The 15,448-nt window shown below is 68.7% G+C and carries 18 protein-coding genes; 4 read left to right on the top strand and 14 right to left on the bottom strand.

Features of this window, described 5'->3' with window-relative positions:
• Positions 1-13: 13 nt before the first annotated feature.
• The gene (locus ACPEH8_RS09305) at positions 14-724 is read left to right on the top strand and encodes a YitT family protein (RefSeq protein WP_017354957.1); all 711 of its coding nucleotides are present in this window, start codon (positions 14-16) and stop codon (positions 722-724) included.
• On the opposite strand, the gene ACPEH8_RS09310 is transcribed toward ACPEH8_RS09305, so the two are convergent.
• Together ACPEH8_RS09310 and ACPEH8_RS09315 are read right to left on the bottom strand one after the other, a co-directional pair.
• The gene (locus ACPEH8_RS09310; protein WP_017354956.1) at positions 709-1,242 is read right to left on the bottom strand and encodes a DNA-3-methyladenine glycosylase I; all 534 of its coding nucleotides are present in this window, start codon (positions 1,240-1,242) and stop codon (positions 709-711) included. The two genes, ACPEH8_RS09305 and ACPEH8_RS09310, sit on opposite strands and share 16 nt — an antisense overlap.
• Positions 1,239-3,032 (bottom strand): DUF4153 domain-containing protein, encoded by a 1,794-nt coding sequence (locus tag ACPEH8_RS09315; protein ID WP_423666562.1) that lies wholly within the window; start codon positions 3,030-3,032, stop codon positions 1,239-1,241. Before ACPEH8_RS09315 ends, ACPEH8_RS09310 begins: the two co-directional genes overlap by 4 nt.
• Positions 3,033-3,111: 79 nt before the next feature.
• Here ACPEH8_RS09315 and ACPEH8_RS09320 point away from each other — a divergent pair, with 79 nt between their 5' ends.
• From ACPEH8_RS09320 to ACPEH8_RS09330, 3 genes are read left to right on the top strand one after another with little or no spacing between them, the layout of a single operon-like run.
• A complete protein-coding gene (locus ACPEH8_RS09320) occupies positions 3,112-3,678 on the top strand; it encodes a YqgE/AlgH family protein (RefSeq protein ID WP_017354954.1) in 567 nt (188 codons plus the stop codon).
• The gene (gene ruvX, locus ACPEH8_RS09325; RefSeq protein ID WP_017354953.1) at positions 3,671-4,153 is read left to right on the top strand and encodes a Holliday junction resolvase RuvX; all 483 of its coding nucleotides are present in this window, start codon (positions 3,671-3,673) and stop codon (positions 4,151-4,153) included. The genes ACPEH8_RS09320 and ruvX overlap by 8 nt, the downstream gene beginning before the upstream one ends.
• Positions 4,154-4,169: 16 nt before the next feature.
• A complete protein-coding gene (locus tag ACPEH8_RS09330; protein ID WP_017354952.1) occupies positions 4,170-5,120 on the top strand; it encodes an aspartate carbamoyltransferase catalytic subunit in 951 nt (316 codons plus the stop codon).
• Positions 5,121-5,236: 116 nt separating this feature from the next.
• Here the strand turns inward: ACPEH8_RS09330 and ACPEH8_RS09335 are convergent, their stop codons facing one another.
• From ACPEH8_RS09335 to ACPEH8_RS09390, 12 genes are all read right to left on the bottom strand, one after another.
• On the bottom strand, positions 5,237-5,995 hold the full coding sequence (locus ACPEH8_RS09335) for a tetratricopeptide repeat protein (protein ID WP_017354951.1): 759 nt from the start codon (positions 5,993-5,995) through the stop codon (positions 5,237-5,239).
• A 57-nt stretch (positions 5,996-6,052) separates the two neighbouring features.
• Positions 6,053-6,856 (bottom strand): prolyl oligopeptidase family serine peptidase, encoded by an 804-nt coding sequence (locus tag ACPEH8_RS09340; RefSeq protein WP_017354950.1) that lies wholly within the window; start codon positions 6,854-6,856, stop codon positions 6,053-6,055.
• A 67-nt stretch (positions 6,857-6,923) separates the two neighbouring features.
• Positions 6,924-7,190, bottom strand: a complete 267-nt coding sequence (locus ACPEH8_RS09345; RefSeq protein ID WP_136006515.1) for a hypothetical protein — start codon at positions 7,188-7,190, stop codon at positions 6,924-6,926.
• A 13-nt stretch (positions 7,191-7,203) separates the two neighbouring features.
• Positions 7,204-8,565, bottom strand: a complete 1,362-nt coding sequence (mgtE, locus tag ACPEH8_RS09350) for a magnesium transporter (protein ID WP_017354948.1) — start codon at positions 8,563-8,565, stop codon at positions 7,204-7,206.
• A gap of 165 nt (positions 8,566-8,730) precedes the next feature.
• On the bottom strand, positions 8,731-10,503 hold the full coding sequence (ptsP, locus tag ACPEH8_RS09355; protein WP_136006517.1) for a phosphoenolpyruvate--protein phosphotransferase: 1,773 nt from the start codon (positions 10,501-10,503) through the stop codon (positions 8,731-8,733).
• Positions 10,504-10,505: 2 nt separating this feature from the next.
• Positions 10,506-10,775 carry an HPr family phosphocarrier protein gene (locus tag ACPEH8_RS09360; RefSeq protein ID WP_017354946.1) on the bottom strand — a complete coding sequence of 90 codons (270 nt, stop codon included), beginning with the start codon at positions 10,773-10,775 and terminating at the stop codon, positions 10,506-10,508.
• On the bottom strand, positions 10,768-11,160 hold the full coding sequence (locus ACPEH8_RS09365) for a PTS sugar transporter subunit IIA (protein WP_017354945.1): 393 nt from the start codon (positions 11,158-11,160) through the stop codon (positions 10,768-10,770). The genes ACPEH8_RS09360 and ACPEH8_RS09365 overlap by 8 nt, the downstream gene beginning before the upstream one ends.
• A 134-nt stretch (positions 11,161-11,294) precedes the next feature.
• A complete protein-coding gene (gene rapZ, locus ACPEH8_RS09370) occupies positions 11,295-12,194 on the bottom strand; it encodes an RNase adapter RapZ (protein ID WP_165699767.1) in 900 nt (299 codons plus the stop codon).
• Positions 12,191-13,141: an HPr(Ser) kinase/phosphatase gene (gene hprK / locus ACPEH8_RS09375; RefSeq protein WP_017354943.1), complete on the bottom strand. Its 951-nt coding sequence runs from the start codon at positions 13,139-13,141 to the stop codon at positions 12,191-12,193. Before hprK ends, rapZ begins: the two co-directional genes overlap by 4 nt.
• Complete coding sequence (locus ACPEH8_RS09380) at positions 13,138-13,590, bottom strand: PTS sugar transporter subunit IIA (protein WP_017354942.1); 453 nt, start codon at positions 13,588-13,590, stop codon at positions 13,138-13,140. The genes hprK and ACPEH8_RS09380 overlap by 4 nt, the downstream gene beginning before the upstream one ends.
• Positions 13,591-13,610: 20 nt before the next feature.
• Entirely contained in the window at positions 13,611-13,934 is a 324-nt protein-coding gene (hpf, locus tag ACPEH8_RS09385) for a ribosome hibernation-promoting factor, HPF/YfiA family (protein ID WP_017354941.1), read from the bottom strand.
• Between the two features lie 58 nt (positions 13,935-13,992).
• Positions 13,993-15,444 (bottom strand): RNA polymerase factor sigma-54, encoded by a 1,452-nt coding sequence (locus ACPEH8_RS09390; RefSeq protein ID WP_423666564.1) that lies wholly within the window; start codon positions 15,442-15,444, stop codon positions 13,993-13,995.
• Positions 15,445-15,448 lie beyond the last annotated feature (4 nt).

Here is a 15,448-nt window from a genome sequence, read left to right on the forward strand (position 1 = left end):
GCGGTACCCCCACGTGACTTCCCTTGATTCCCACAGCCCCGAGCCGTGCGGCGACGCTGACGGCCACCTGGTCACCGCCGGCCCGCTGACCCCGCCGCCGGACAGTGCCGGCACCGTCGCCGACGAGAAGGCGCTGCGCCATTCCGTTGCCGAGGACGTGCAGGGCATGCTGCTGGCCACGCTGGTGGCCTCGCTGGGCCTGGCCATCTTCGCCAAGGGCGGGCTGATGATCGGGGGCATGGCCGGGTTGGCGTTCCTGGCCCATTACGCCTTCGGCTGGAACTTCGGCCTGGTGTTCGTGCTGGTCAACCTGCCGTTCTACTGGGTGGCGGTGCGACGCATGGGCTGGGAGTTCACGCTCAAGACCTTCGCGGCGGTGACCGCCTGTGGCGTGCTGACCGACCTGCTGCCGCGCTGGGCCGATTTCGCCCACATCAGCTCGCTGTACTCGGCCATCGTCGGTGGCGCGCTGGCTGGCCTGGGCATCCTGTTCTACATCCGCCACCGTGCCAGCCTCGGCGGCATCGGCATCCTGGCGGTGTACCTGCAGCGCACCCGTGGCTGGAGCGCGGGCAAGGTGCAGATGTCCTTCGACACGCTGCTGATGTGCGTGGCCTTCTTCGTGCTGTCCCCGTCGAAGGTGATGTACTCGGCGATCGGCGCGGTGGTGCTCAGCCTGGTGCTGATGTTCAACCACCGCCCCGGCCGTTACATGGGCGTGTGACCCGAGGCGGCTGCCAGCCGCGCGAACACCGGGCAGTCCGGGCTGTGCGCGCCTGGCAGGTAGCCCAGGCTCATCAGGAACTCGCCGGTGATCTCGCCCCCGGTGAAGCGGAAGGTCTTCTTGAACAGCTTCACCCAGGCCGCCTTGTCCTGCGGATGGTGCGCGTCCAGCCAGGCGGCGAAACTGCCGTGGCTGGCCCGCAGCTGCTGGATGACCTGCGCGTTGTGGACGGCGGCATGCACCTTGAGCCGGTTGCGGATGATGCCGGCGTCGCCCAGCAGGCGTTCGATGTCGCGCTCGCCATAGGCGGCCACGGTGTCCACATCGAAACCGTCGTAGGCGGCACGGAAGCCCTCGCGTTTCTTCAGGATGGTCTCCCAGCTCAGCCCGGCCTGGTTGATCTCCAGGATCAGCCGTTCGAACAGCTCGCGTTCGTCGCGTTGCGGGAAGCCGTACTCGTGGTCGTGGTAGTGGCCATGCACGGGATGGCCAGGGGCGATCAGGCAGTAGCCGCTCACGGGGTGTCCTCGGACGAAGGGGGAGGGGTCTGGATGTCCTGCGGCTCGCCGCCATCCAGTGATACCTGCGGCCAGCGCGGGCGATGCAGCGTGATGTTGCCCTGGCGCACTGCGGTCTGGATGCGGCCGGTGCTGCCGGCCCAGAAGGTGAGGGTACCGCCGTCACGCCACTGTGCGCCTTCCAGGACATGCAGCTGGCAGGACGATCCCACCGTGCCGCTCACATCGCACAACAGAATCTCGTCGCGGCCGTCGCCATCCAGATCGCGGCGCAGGGCGACGCACGGATGGCCGGGCCGCAGGCAGTCGTTGGCGGACACCTTGCCGGCGAGCAGCGCGTCCCACCAGGCGGTATCCGGTGCCGGGCTGTTGGCGGCAGGCACGAGCTGGCGCTGCAGCACCGCGCGCTCGGTGACCGCCGCCACCGACGACGACGACGTCGCACGGTCGCCATGCCAGCGCGACTGGCGCGCCAGCGCGGCATCGATCACCGCCACGGCGGCGGGAGCGTCCTTGAAGCCCGGGGCGTCACGCAGCGCCTGCAGGGCCTGGTAGCCGCGCCGGCCGAGCTCGAAACGCAGTACGCGTGCGTCATCTTCCTCGATCTGCGGCGCCTGCGCCTGCAGGCGGGCGACCTGGCTGTGCACGCTCAGCCGCAGCGGGTCCAGCAGGGGCGTATGCGGCAGCACCGCAGCGGCCAGCACGGCCCAGCAGACCCATCGGTTGATCGTCTCGATGCCCTGCAACCAGCGCGGGAACCGGCGCAGCGCGGCCCACGCGTAGCCGAGCGCGTACCCGGCCAGCAGCAGCGCGATCAGCGCCACCCACACCCGCGGCAGCGTCCAGCCATGCTGCTCCACGCGCAGGGCCACTGCGTAGAGGGCCAATCCGGCGTAGACCGGCAACGCCAGCAGGCTGGCATCCACCAGCCGCCGCAACCACGCCGGATACGGCGTCACGTCGCTGTCCTGCTGGTAAACCGCATTGGTGAACACCACCAGCAGCGCCACGATGGACAGCAGCAGGGCGGCAGCCGAGCGGGTCTTCCACAGCGGTTCCAACCCGGTGAACGGCAGGCTGCACACGAACAGCACCGCGATGAACGCCAGCAGTGGCAGCAGTCCCTTGCACACCGCGAACAGCACCTGCCGGGTGACCTGCACCGCGCGCTGCTGGGTGCGTCCGATCAGGATGCCAAAGCCCATCAGCGTGCCGGTGGCCAATGCGATGAAGGCGCCCTGCTGGAACAGGTCGCGGAAGAAGCGGATATCCACCAGCATGAACAGCAGTGCCCACAACGACAGCAGCAGCCAGGTCAGTCCGGTGAACGCCACCGCCAGGGCCAGCGTCAGGGCGTTCTGCCAGGCGTGTTCAAACAACGCGGTGTAGGTGGCGCGCCAATGGCCGCTGGCGAGCCGGTACTGCCACCACGGCAGCAGCACGAAGAAGCCCACCGCCATGCTCAAGGCGAATGGCGTCACCAGCGGGCCTTCGGCCAGGCCGGGCGCGCCCTGCAGATTCCAGCCGATCCAGCCGGACAGCGCCAGCACACCCAGCAGGCCGACGGCGGCGTGCACCCAGAGACGGCGGTCGTTGAGCCGTGTTGCCGCCAGTACGATCGCGCCCGGTACCAGCAGGACGGCCGCGTTCCAGCACAATTGGCCGGTGATGCTGTCGAACGGCCAGGTGGTATCTGCCTGGGTGGCGATGTACAGCAGCAGTCCCTGCAACAAGGCAATCAGCACGATCGCGCTGCGGGTGTTCAGCGGCAGCGGCGGGCTGTCGTTCATGGAGGCTCTCCTTGCGTGAGTGCGTGCATCGTAGCGGAGGGCTCACGCCGGTGCGCAGGCCAGCGGGTAGAATGGCCCCATGTCCGAGCTTTCCACCTCTCTCGCCCATCATTTCCTGGTCGCGCTGCCGTCGCTGAGCGATCCCCCGTTCGCGCGCGGCGTTGCGCTGATCTGCCAGCACGACGACAACGGTGCGATGGGAGTACTGGTCAACCAGCCTTCCGAGTACACCCTCGGCGACGTGCTGGCGCAGATGGAGATCCCGACCGATGACGGCGCGCTGCGTGGGCAGATCGTGCTCAACGGCGGACCGGTGCATCCCGAACGCGGCTTTGTGATCCATGACGATGCGCGACCGTGGGATTCCAGCCTCAACGTGGGCCAGGGTGTGTACCTGACCACCTCGCGCGACATCCTCGAAGCGATGGCCCGCGGCGAAGGCCCGCGCAACGCGCTGGTCACGCTGGGCTGCGCGGGATGGAGCGAAGGCCAGCTTGAAAGCGAACTGGCCGACAACAGCTGGCTCACCGTGCCGGCCGACGAGGAGCTGCTGTTCACCACGCCGCTGGAGCAGCGCTGGCAGGGCGCGGCCTCGCGCATCGGCGTGGATCTGTTCCGCCTCACCGACTACAGCGGCCATGTCTGAGCCGACCGCCACCGCGCCCGGCACCATCCGCCGAGACGGCACCGTGCTCGGTTTCGACGTGGGCTCGCGCCGGATCGGTGTGGCCATCGGCAGTTCGTTCGGCACGCATGCCCGGGCCATCGCGGTTGTGGATGTGCATGGCAATGGGCCGGACTGGGCAGCGGTCGAGCGCCTGCTCAAGGAATGGCGCCCGGACGGGCTGGTGGTTGGCGATCCGCTGACCCTGGACGGCCAGGACCAGCCCAACCGCAAGCGCGCGCAGGGTTTCGCGCGGCAGCTGCGCGAACGTTTCAAACTGCCGGTGGTGCTGATCGACGAGCGCTCCAGCTCGGTCGAGGCGGCACGCCGGTTTGCGGTCGAGCGCGCCGAAGGCCGCAAGCGTCGCCGTGATGCCGCCACCCTGGATGCGGTGGCCGCAGCGGTGATCATCGAACGCTGGCTGTCTTCGCCCGACGACGCCACCCCCGTTTCCTGACCCCCAGACCTAGCCCATGACCGCCTCGCAACTCGATTCCGATGGACGCCTGCGCCACCTGCTGACCCTGGAAGGGCTTCCCCGCCAGACCCTGCTGCAGCTGCTCGACCGGGCCGGCCAGATCCGCGACGCCGCGGTCGGCCGGGTCGGCAACAAGCGTCACGTGCTGGGGGGCTCGGCGGTGTGCACCCTGTTCTTCGAACCGTCCACGCGCACGCGCAGTTCGTTCCAGCTGGCTGCACAGCGACTGGGCGCGGATGTGCTGAACTTCGACGCGTCGACCTCGTCCACGCGCAAGGGCGAAACCGCATGCGATACGCTGAAGAACCTGGAAGCGATGGGCGTGCGCGGCTTTGTCGTACGCCATCCCGATGACGGCGCCGTGGCTGCGCTGGCCGCGGCCGCAGGCGAGGGCACGGCCCTGGTCAATGCCGGTGACGGCCGCAGCGCGCACCCGACCCAGGGCCTGCTCGACATGTTGACCCTGCGCCAGGCCAAGGGCAGCGATTTCTCGAAAATGAAGGTGATCATCGTCGGCGACGTGAAGCACTCGCGCGTGGCCCGTACCGATCTGCATGCGCTGCGCACGCTGGGCGTGGGCGAGATCCGCGTGTGCGGCCCGCAGTCGCTGCTGCCGGACGACGACACCCTGAAAGGCTGCATCGTCGGCCAGGATTTCGACGCCATGCTGGAAGGCGCCGATGCGCTGATGATGCTGCGCCTGCAGCGCGAGCGCATGGAAGAAGGCCTGGTGCCGTCGCTCGAGCAGTATCACGCGCAGTACGGCCTGGATGCCGCGCGCCTGAAGCGTGCCGGCCAGGAGGCCGCCGTGCTGCACCCCGGCCCGATCAACCGCGGCGTGGAAGTCACCGACGAAGTGGCCGACGGCCCGCAGTCGTGGGTGCTGCGCCAGGTCGCCAACGGCGTCGCCGTGCGCATGGCGGTGCTGGAAACGCTGCTGGGGTAAGGACCGCTCGCCGGCACTTCCGGTGCCTGTGGCCCGCGTGAAGCGCCGGCCAGCGGCCGGCCATGCCCGGACGTCGCGGGCCCCGTGGTCCGGATGGCGGGCGGCCTGAGGTGGGTTCAGTTGGGTGGAGTGGATGGGCGCCGGCCGGCGGCCTGCTCCAGCTGGTCGATGTAGATCAGTTCGTTCCTGGCGGTCTTGCTGTCGGGGTCGATTTTCTGCGAGGCGAGGTAGGCGGCGCGCGCGCTTGGGAGATCGCCCAGTTCGATGTGGGCGAAGCCGACGCCACGCAGGGCGAGGGCTTCCATGCGGCGGTTCTCGGGTTGGCTGCGGGCCAGCTCGAGGGCGCGGGTGTAGGCGTCCATCGCGCCCTGCCAATCCTTGCGCCGGACCAGGGCCGCGCCGCGTTCGCACAGCGCTTCGGCATCGTAGGGCGCCACCGCGATGGCCTTGTCCAGCCACCGCAGCGCGGCGTCCACGTCGCCGTGCTCCAGAGCGATGTAGCCGAGGTGGTTGTAGGCCTTGGCACAGGCCAGGTCCAGCCATTCGGTCGGCGTGCCACGCCCCGGGCCTTCCATGTACATCGCGTACTGGCGGTGGGTCTGGAAACTCAGTGCACGGCGCCCGGGTACCGCCTGCTGCGCATCGCAGTAGCGCACGGCGTCGGTGAGCACCGGTGCGGCGGCGGCGGGGTTGCCGGCCAGACTGAGGTCCACGGCGTCCTGCACGGCAGTGCGGTACTGCGTGCCCAGCGCGGGTTCGCCCTGCGCGGCGGGCAGCGCGGTGGTGACGCTGTAGCTGGAGGACGGCGGTTCCTGGGCCAGCCCCAGGGGCGGAACGGCAAGGGCAATCAACAGTACCTGCGGGCGCACACGCATCGTCAGCTTCCATGCAACCAGTGTGGCGGCGACGATACCGCGTCTTCGGGCCGGATGTCAGTGCTGCGTCTGCGCCCAGAGCCACGACCACATCGCCGGATCGGCATAGGTCGCATCCCAGGCGTTGTGGTTGCCCTGCGGGTACTCGGTATAGCGCACGTCGCGGGCACCGGCCTGCTGGAAGGCGGCGTAGAGCCGGCGGTCGTCGTCGGGCAGCACCACGTCGTCCAGCGCGCCGTGGAAGATCCAGATCGGGGTCTGCTTCAGGCGCTGGGCGATGGTGGCATACGGGTCGCTTTCGTGCGCGACGTCCTCTACGCGCAGGGTGGGGCGTACCGCGCGCGGGGCCGCTACCGCGCCGCACACCGGGACGATCGCGGCGAAGCGGGTGGGGACGTCCAGAGCGATGTTCCAACTGCCGTAGCCCCCCATCGACATGCCGGTCAGGTATTGCCGGCGGGGATCGGCCCCGAACTCGGCGATGGTCGCATCGAGGGCGGCCAGGGCGATGCGGTTGTTGTCGTCGGACCAGTGCTGGTTCTGCGGCACCTGCGGCAACACGACCAGACCCGGGAAGCTGTCCGCGTTCTGGCGGAGGTACGGCCCGAGCCCGGCCAGCGTCTGGCGGCGGCCATCACGACCGCGTTCGCCCGAGCCATGCAGGAACAGCACCACCGGCAGCGCACCGCGCGAGGCCGCCGCGCCGCGTGGCACGAAGACCTGGTAGTACGAGGTTCGGCCATCGACCTTGACCGCGCGGCCGACGAAGGTGCCGGTCGCGTCGTCCGGGGTGGACGCGCATCCGGTCACCATCATCATCGTCACCGCCCACAGCAGCCATCCACCCCAGCGTCGCGCCATTGTCGTGCCCTGATTGAAATCGATTTCAGTCTAGGCGGCGCGGCGTGCCGTGGCATCGTGCAGTGCGTCAGTCCCGCTGCGGTGCGGCCGCCAGGATCTGCAACTGCTCGATCGCTTCGGGGTGGCCGTCGGCGGCGGCGGCCTGCACCTGCGCCAGACTGGGGTGGACCACCAGCAGCAGGGGGTTCTCGCACTGGGGGCAGTCGAACTCGGCCTCGTCCTCGTGCAGTTCCAGTGTCATCTGGCGCGCGCTGCCCTGCCATTCACAGGCGGGGCAGGCATGGGTCTGCTCGCGCCAGCCGGGCTGGAAGTAGTTGTCGAGAGTGAGCGCCATAGGGGTGTCCGGGTCAGTGCAGCAGGATCAGGGTGGCCAGGCCGAGGAAACTGAAGAAGCCCATGACGTCGGTCACTGCGGTGACCACCACGGTGCCGGCCACGGCCGGATCGACGTTCATGCGCTTGAGCAGCAGCGGCAGCAGCACGCCGGCCAGCGCGGCGGCGCAGAAATTGATGATCAGCGCGAGCGTGATGACCAGCGAGAGCAGGAAACTGTGGAACCACAGGAAGGCGATGATGCCGACCACGGTGCCGATCAGGGTGCCGTTGATCAGCGCCACCCGCGATTCCTTCCACAGCAGGATGCGCGCATTGCTCTGGCCCACCTGGCCCAGCGCGATGCCGCGCACCATCAGGGTCAGCACCTGCACGGCGGCGTTGCCGCCGACGCCGGCCACGATCGGCATCAGCACCGCCAGGGCCACCACTTTCTGCAGGGTCATCTCGAACTGACCGATCACGCTGGCGGCGAGGAAGGCGGTGCACAGGTTGATGCCCAGCCAGACCACGCGGCCGCGCACGGCGCGCCTGATCGGCGAGAACAGGTCTTCCTCCTCGTCCAGACCGGCGGCGCCCAGCGCCTGGTGCTCGGCCTGCGACCGGATGATGTCGACCACGTCATCGATGGTGATGCGGCCGAGCAGGATGTTGTTGTCATCCACCACGGGCGCCGACACCCAGTCATGGTCGGAGAACTGGCGGGCCACTTCCTCGGCACTCTCGCCGACGTCGATGGCCGGCTGCTCGTCGTCGATCAGCCGGTTGATCGGGGTGTTGTCCTCATGGGTGACCAGCGATGCCAGCGACAGCCGGCCCAGGTACTGGTGACGGCGGCTGACCACGAACAGGTGATCGGTATGGTCCGGGAGCTCGCCGCGCAGGCGCAGGTAGCGCAGCACCACGTCGACGTTGACGTCGGCGCGCACGGTCACCACGTCCGGGTTCATCAGGCGGCCGGCACTGTCCTCGGGATACGACAGCACCTGCTCGAGCCGCTCGCGGTTCTCGCGGTCCATCGACTTGAGCACTTCATCGATGACCGTGTCCGGCAGGTCTTCGACCAGGTCGGCCAGATCGTCGATGTCGAGATCTTCGACCGCAGCGATGATTTCGTCGGGGTCCATGTCCGCGAGCAGGCTCTCGCGCACTTCCTCACCGACGTGGACCAGCACCTCACCGTCGTCTTCCGGGTCGACCAGTCCCCACACCACCTCGCGCTTGCCCGGCGGCAGCGATTCGAGCAGGTTGCCGATCTCGGCCGGTGCCAGCGTATTGACCAGCCGGCGTACCGGACCCAGGCGCCCGCTGTCCAGTGCATCGGACAACAGCCGCAGCTGGCGTGCCGTCTTGTCGTGGCGTACGGCTTCGGCCATGCACAGCTCCTGCGGAAAAAGAAAAGGCCGCTATCCCGGAGAGGATGCGGCATCGGCGGTGGTCAGCGCGTCATTATCGCGCGCTTGTGTGTCAATCGGGTAGGTGCGCGGGGTGGGCCGCACGCGGCGCGATGGCGCCGGCTGCTGGCCGGCAACCACGCAGATTCATCCGCCTGCCTTCTCGATCCAGCGTTCGATGCCACGGCGGTCCCGCGCCTGCAGCAGCTTGGGCGCCATTGCCTGCAGCATCGACAGGTCGCTGTCACGGATGGCGCGGCGGACTTCCAGCAGCGTGCCCGGGTGCAGGCTGAACTCGGTCAGGCCAAGCGCCAGCAGCAGCGGGGTCATGCGCGGATCGCCGGCGATCTCGCCGCAGACCGCCACCGGGATGTCGTAGGCCTGGCCGGTGCGCAGAATGTGCGCGAGCAGGCGTACCACCGCCGGATGCAGCGGCGAGTACAGCTCGCCCACGGCTTCGTTGTTGCGGTCGGCGGCGAGCAGGTACTGCACCAGGTCGTTGGTGCCGATCGACAGGAAGTCGACCAGGTCGATGAAACTCTCCAGTGCGATGGCGGCGGCAGGTACCTCGATCATGGCGCCGAACGGGATGTGTTCGGCCACCTCGTGGCCCTCGGCGCGCAGCAGCTCGGCCTGCTTGTTCAAGCGCCGGCGCACCGCCAGCACTTCCTCGCGGGTGCTCACCATCGGGATCAGGATGCGCAGCTTGCCGTAGGCCGAGGCGCGCAGGATCGCGCGCAGCTGGGTATCGGCCACTTTGGGCCGGGCCAGCGACAGGCGCACACCGCGCAGGCCCAATGCCGGATTCTCTTCGTTGCTCAGGGTCAGCCCGGTGCGGTCGGCCTTGTCCGCGCCCAGGTCCAGGGTGCGGATGGTGACGGGCCGGCCGCTCATGCCGAGCGCGGCGTCGCGGTAGGTTTCGAACTGCTCCTGCTCGTCCGGCAGCTCGTTGCGCTGCAGGAACAGGAATTCGGTGCGGTACAGGCCCAGGCCCTGCGCGCCGAGGGCGTGCGCCTGGGTGACATCCTCGCTGGATTCGGCATTGGCGAGCAGGACGATGTCGACGTTGTCGCGGGTGCGGCTGGGCTTGGTGCGCAGCCGGCCCAGTTCGCGCTGCTCGCGCGCATGTTCGCGCAGCCGCCCGCGGTAGTCGCGCAGGTCCGGTGCGTGCGGGTTGATGGTGACGGTGCCGTCGCTGCCGTCCATGATCAGCACGTCGCCGTCGGCCACCTTCTGCAGCGCGTTGGGCACGTTGACGATCAGCGGCAGGTGCAGGCTGCGCGCCAGGATCGCGCTGTGCGACAGCGCGCTGCCGCCGGCGGTGACGATGCCGACCACGCCGTGCGCCTGCAATTGTGCGAGCTCGGACGGGGCGATGTTGTCGCAGACCAGAATCTCCCCGGCCATGCCTTTGACGTCGGGCGGGCGCTTCTGCAGGAAGGCGTGGATGCGGCCGATCACATGGTCCAGATCGTCCATGCGGCTCTTCAGGTAGGCATCGTCCATGCCGTCGAAGACCTTGGCCAGCCGGTCACGCTGCACGCGCAGGGCATAGCCGGCGCTGTACGGACCGCTGCGGATCAGTTCATCCAGCCCGAACAGCAGCTCCGGGTCGTCCAGCAGCAGCGCGTGCAGGTCAAGGAACTCGCCGGCCTCCTGGTTCAGCGCGCCGTGCAGCCGTTGGCGCAGGTCGTGCATTTCGCCGCGGGCGGCGTCCACCGCGCTATGCAGCCGCTTGAGCTCGGCATCCACCTTGGCGGCGGGAATGCGCTGCTCGGCCACCTCCAGCACGTGCGGCAGGCGGACCCGCGCACGCCCGAGCGCGTTGCCGCGCGAGGCACCGTGGCCGCCCAGCAGCACCGCCCCGGACGCGGTCCGTGACGTGGTGCTGGCGGCCGGTCGCGACGGTTGCCCCGGCATGCTCAGCTGTCCTCGTCGAAACGCCGTTCGAACAGCGACACCACCGCATCCATCGCGGCAGCTTCGTCCTCGCCGTCGATGCGCACGGTCACCGGGGTGCCTTGGCCGGCGGCCAGCAGCATGACGCCCATGATGCTCTTGGCGTTGATCTCACGGCCCTTGGCGGCCATGGTCACGTTGCAGCGGAAGGGCGCCAGCTCCTGCACCAGCTTGGCAGTGGCGCGGGCATGCAGGCCCAGACGGTTGGATACAGTGAGTTCTCGTTCAAGCATCGTCGACAATCGCTCCATTGCGAGTGCCTGCCGCAGCAGTGGCAGGTAGTTGATCCAGTCCCTGTTCCGGATAATTCATCACCCGCAACAACATCGGCAGGCTAAGCGCCGAAACCCGGCGCGCCGGGGTGCCCAGACGAGCCAGCTGCCCGGCCAGATTGCTGGGGCTGGCGCCGTACAGGTCGGTCAGGATCAGCACGCCCTGTCCACTGTCCACCCGGCGCAAGGCGGCCGAGGCGAGTGGGAGCAGGGCGTCCAGGTCTGCGTCGAACGGTACTTCGAAAGCGTCGGTCTTCAGCGGCAGGTGCCGCAGCAACCGGGTTGCCACGTCCAACAGGGAAGTGCCAACACCGGGGTGGGTTACGAGGAGAATGCCACAGGTCATTGCCAAACGTTAACAGGTCAACGTGAATTGGCGATAGCCGCAAAACAGGGGCGCTGTATCCCGTATTCATGATGAGTCGGTGTGGCGCCTGCGCCGGGTGTCCCGGAGAGCCGGCCAGCGGCCGGCTCGACGGATCAATCCAGTTCGCGATGGAACGTGGCCACGTCCGGCCAGCCCTGGTCCCGCGCATGCCGGGCCATCCGCTCGGCCAGGTACACCGAACGGTGCTTGCCGCCGGTGCAGCCGAAGGCGACGGTCACGTAGCTGCGGGTGTCGTTGCCCAGGCGCGGCAGCCAGGTGTCGAGGAAATCCACCAGCTGGGCGGCATAGCGCTTTACGTCCGGCTGCTCGTCCAGGTACTCGCGCACCCCCCGGTCGCGGCCCGACAGCGGGCGCAGTTCCGTGTTCCAGTGCGGATTGGGCAGCACGCGGACGTCGAACACGAAGTCGGCCTCGGCCGGCACGCCGCGCTTGTAGGCGAACGACTCGAACAGCAGGGACAGCTTGCTGCCGTGGTTGAGCGCGAACCCTGTCACCACCTTGCGGCGCAGCTGGTGCACGTTGAGGTCGGTGGTGTCGATCACGGCATCGGCGGCGCGGCGCAGCGGGGCGGTCAGTTCGCGCTCGCGGGCGATCGCCTCGGGCAGCGACAGGCCAAGCTGGCTCAGCGGGTGGCGGCGCCGGGTGTCGGCGTAGCGCTTGAGCAGGGTTTCATCGGTGGCATCGAAGAACAGCAGCTGGGCGTCGAGCCCGGCGGCCTTGGCATCCTCGCGCCAGTGCGAAAGCTGGGTCAGGTCGCTCTGCGCGCGCACGTCGATGCCCACCGCCAGCCGGCGCGGGCCCTCGGTGCCGCTGTCGCCGAGCAGGCTGCGCACGAAGTCCGGCAGCAGGTTGATCGGCAGGTTGTCCGAGCAGTAGTAGTCGAGGTCTTCGAAGGTCTTCAGTGCGACCGTCTTGCCCGAGCCGGACAGCCCGCTGACGATTATCAGCGTGGCCGGGGGCGGGGCAGTGGCGGGGGCAGTGGGCAGGCTCATGGGGTGCGGCGTTCCAACATGTTGCTGTGGCGGGCGATGAACATCGCGGCGGGGTCGATACCCTTGGTACGTAGAATGTGCAGCCGGGTGGCCGCTTCGGTCAGCACGGCCAGGTTGCGGCCGGGCATCACCGGCAGGGTGATCAGCGGCACGTCCAGGTCCAGCACGTGGCGGGTGCCCGAATCGCCGGTGAGGCGTTCGTACCCGTGGGGTGTCGGCTCGGTCATCGGCTTGGTCAGGTGGACGATCAGCCGAAGGTACTTGTTCTTCTTTACCGCGGTGTCACCGAACATCTCCCGCACGTTCAGCACGCCCAGTCCGCGCACTTCCAGCAGATCCTGCAGCAGCTCCGGGCAGGTGCCGTCGAGCACGTCCGGGGCGATCTGGGTGAACTCGGGGGCGTCATCGGCCACCAGCCGATGGCCGCGGCTGAGCAGCTCCAGGGCCAGCTCGCTCTTGCCCGACCCGGCCTCGCCGGTGATCAGCACGCCGATGGAGTAGATCTCCATGAATACGCCATGCAGGATCACCCGCGGCGCCAGCGTGCGCGCCAGATGGTAGGACAGATGGTTGAGCAGCTCGTGGCCGCGCTTGGGCGAGACCCACAGCGGGGTCTGCGACTCGTCGGCGGCCGCGCGCAGGTCTTCCGGGCAGGACTGGTTGCGGGTGATCACCAGCGCCAGCGGATGCGACTGCATGATCCGCTCGATGGTCTCCCAGCGCTGGCGCGAGTCCAGCGAATCCAGCCAGGACAGTTCCTCGGTGCCGAGGATCTGCACTTTGTTGGGGTAGATCGCGTTGAGGTAGCCGGCCAGCGAGGGCCGGCGCGACACGGTATTGCCGGCCTCGAGCTCGCGGCGCTCGCCCTTCTGCCCCGCCACCCAGCGCAGGCTGAGGCGATCGCGCTGCTGTTCGAACAATTCGCGTGCGGTGATGCTCGTATTCATGCGGCACTCGCCGGCGGAGGGAATTCGATGACCTGGCGCAGGGCGTCGCCGTCGCGCGCCTCGCGCAGTGCCTGGCGGATGGCCGGTTCGGAGAACAGTTCGGCCAGCTCGGACAGCAGCATCAGATGTTGATGGGTGTAGTGCGCGGGGACGGCGATGGCGAACACCAGGTCCACCGGTTCGTCGCTGCCGAATTCCACCGGTGACTCCAGGCGCAGCAGGGCACCGCGGGGGCGCTCGAGCAGCGGCGCGCGGCCGTGCGGGATGGCGATGCCGTGCCCGATCCCGGTGCTGCCCAGCGCTTCGCGCTGGCACAGGTTCTGGTAGATCAGCTCGGCATTGGCTTCGCGGCAGGCCAGCAGGCGGGCGGCCGCTTTGAGGACACTGTCGCGGTCGGCGGCCGGCAACACTTGCGTGCGCACGGCCGCCAGGAGGTCAGTCAAAGGCATGTCAGGGAAGAACGAGGGCGTCAGCCCTCATTGTCGCCCACCGGCAGCGGCAGCGGCGCGTGCTGCTGCTTTTTCTCCTTGTGCTTGATCACGAGGCGGTCGAGCTTGTCGGCCAGGATATCGATGGCGGCGTACATGGTCGGGCCGCTGGCGTCGGCGTGCAGGGTCTGCCCGGGGACGTTCACACTGGCATCTGCATGGTGGTCCGGCTTGCGGATCGACAGCTGCACGCGAATCTCGCAGTGCTGGTCGAAATGCTTCCCCAGCCGCTTCAGCTTGGTTTCCACGTACTCGTTCAGAGCGGGGGTGAGTTCAAGCTGCTGGCCATACGTTTCGATGCGCATCGGGTTTCTCCTTCGTTCGGATTTGCCAATGAACCTTCCCGCCTGGCGCGGTGGAGCGTCAGGCGATTCTTACTCTTTCGTGCGAGGCGGAAATGTTCATGGCCTCACGATACTTCGCCACGGTGCGCCGCGCCACCGGTATTCCCGAGGTCTTGAGCAGGTCAGCCAGCTTGGCGTCAGAAAGCGGCTTGCGCGGGTTCTCGTCGTCGATCAGGCGCCGGATCATGGCCTGGATGGCGGTGCTGGAGGCTTCCCCGCCGCTGTCGGTATCGATGCCCGAGGCGAAGAACGACCGCAGCGCCAAGGTGCCGCGGGGGGTACGGACGTATTTGCGTGCGATGGCGCGGGAGATGGTCGATTCGTGCAGGCCCAGCTCGCCGGCCACCTCGCGCAGCGTCAGCGGGCGCAGGGCCTGTTCGCCGAACTCCAGGAAGGCGGCCTGCTGCTGCAGCAGGCAGCGCACCACCCGCAGCAGGGTTTCGCCCCGGGCTTCCAGGCCCTTGAGCAGCCAGCGCGCTTCCTGCAGGTGGGCGCGCAGGTAGCCGGCGTCGCTTTCCCCGCAGCGGCGGATCATCTGTTCGTAGCCCCGGTGGATCACGACCCGGGGGCCGGCATGGCCGGCCAGGGCCGCCCGCCAGATGCCGTTCTGGCGCCAGACCACGCAGTCGGGCACCACGTAGCTGTCGTGGGAAAGCTCGCCGATCTGGGTGCCGGGGCGGGGGTCCAGGGTCCGCAGCAGCTGCACGGCGGTGTCCACTTCGGCCAGTGGCTCGCGCAGCTCGTGGGCAATGCCGGCCACGCCGCTGCGCGGCAGGCGCTCCAGCGGGCCGTCGGCGATGCGGCGGGCCAGGGCCAGCCCGGGGGTGTCGGCGGGCAGCACGTCCAACTGCAGGCGCAGGCACTCGCCCAGGCTGCGCGCGCCGATCCCGATCGGGTCGAAGCGCTGGATCTGGTGCAGGACGGTCAGGATTTCCGCTTCACTGGCGTGGATGCCCGGGAGCAGGGTGTCGGCGATGGCGCTCAGCGGCTCGCGCAGATAGCCATCATCCTCGAGCGCATCGATCAGCGCCGCGCCGATGCTGCGGTCGCGGCTGGAGAGGTGGGACAGGTGCAGCTGCCACAGCAGGTGGTCGGCCAGCGATTCGGTTTCGGCCACGCGCTCGGCGGCGCTACCGGTGTCGTCGTCATCGAACGAGCCGCCGCTGTTGCCGCTGCTCCAGTCGCCCTCGCCAGGCGCCCAGTCATCCGCACCGGGACCGGCGGTATCGGCATCCCGGTCGCCGTGCTCCTCGCCGTCGCCTGCATTCACGGTCGTGGCGGTCTCGCCGGGCAGGGCCTCCAGCGCCGGTTCGGCGTTCTCGGCCCATTCCAGCAGCGGGTTGGTCTCCACGGCCTCGGCGATTTCCAGGTCGAGCTCGGCGCTGGACATCTGCAGCAGCTTGATGGCCTGACGCAGCTGCGGCGTCATGACCAGTTGTTGCCCCATCGATGTCTGCAGCCGTGCTTTCATGCCT

The organism is Stenotrophomonas sp. NPDC077461 (assembly GCF_049545475.1).
In the GTDB taxonomy this organism is placed as follows: Bacteria; Pseudomonadota; Gammaproteobacteria; order Xanthomonadales; family Xanthomonadaceae; genus Stenotrophomonas; species Stenotrophomonas nematodicola.

Bases quoted from the DNA above. Each gene is read 5' to 3' on its own strand.
- ACPEH8_RS09360 (WP_017354946.1), bottom strand. From the start codon at position 10,775: ATGCTTGAACGAGAACTCACTGTATCCAACCGTCTGGGCCTGCATGCC.
- rapZ (WP_165699767.1), bottom strand. From the start codon at position 12,194: ATGAGCCTGCCCACTGCCCCCGCCACTGCCCCGCCCCCGGCCACGCTG.
- mgtE (WP_017354948.1), bottom strand. From the start codon at position 8,565: ATGGCCGAAGCCGTACGCCACGACAAGACGGCACGCCAGCTGCGGCTG.
- ACPEH8_RS09340 (WP_017354950.1), bottom strand. From the start codon at position 6,856: ATGGCGCGACGCTGGGGTGGATGGCTGCTGTGGGCGGTGACGATGATG.
- hprK (WP_017354943.1), bottom strand. From the start codon at position 13,141: ATGAATACGAGCATCACCGCACGCGAATTGTTCGAACAGCAGCGCGAT.
- ruvX (WP_017354953.1), top strand. From the start codon at position 3,671: ATGTCTGAGCCGACCGCCACCGCGCCCGGCACCATCCGCCGAGACGGC.
- hpf (WP_017354941.1), bottom strand. From the start codon at position 13,934: ATGCGCATCGAAACGTATGGCCAGCAGCTTGAACTCACCCCCGCTCTG.
- ACPEH8_RS09380 (WP_017354942.1), bottom strand. From the start codon at position 13,590: ATGCCTTTGACTGACCTCCTGGCGGCCGTGCGCACGCAAGTGTTGCCG.
- ACPEH8_RS09390 (WP_423666564.1), bottom strand. From the start codon at position 15,444: ATGAAAGCACGGCTGCAGACATCGATGGGGCAACAACTGGTCATGACG.
- ACPEH8_RS09365 (WP_017354945.1), bottom strand. From the start codon at position 11,160: ATGACCTGTGGCATTCTCCTCGTAACCCACCCCGGTGTTGGCACTTCC.
- ACPEH8_RS09320 (WP_017354954.1), top strand. From the start codon at position 3,112: ATGTCCGAGCTTTCCACCTCTCTCGCCCATCATTTCCTGGTCGCGCTG.
- ptsP (WP_136006517.1), bottom strand. From the start codon at position 10,503: ATGCCGGGGCAACCGTCGCGACCGGCCGCCAGCACCACGTCACGGACC.
- ACPEH8_RS09345 (WP_136006515.1), bottom strand. From the start codon at position 7,190: ATGGCGCTCACTCTCGACAACTACTTCCAGCCCGGCTGGCGCGAGCAG.
- ACPEH8_RS09315 (WP_423666562.1), bottom strand. From the start codon at position 3,032: ATGAACGACAGCCCGCCGCTGCCGCTGAACACCCGCAGCGCGATCGTG.
- ACPEH8_RS09335 (WP_017354951.1), bottom strand. From the start codon at position 5,995: ATGCGTGTGCGCCCGCAGGTACTGTTGATTGCCCTTGCCGTTCCGCCC.
- ACPEH8_RS09330 (WP_017354952.1), top strand. From the start codon at position 4,170: ATGACCGCCTCGCAACTCGATTCCGATGGACGCCTGCGCCACCTGCTG.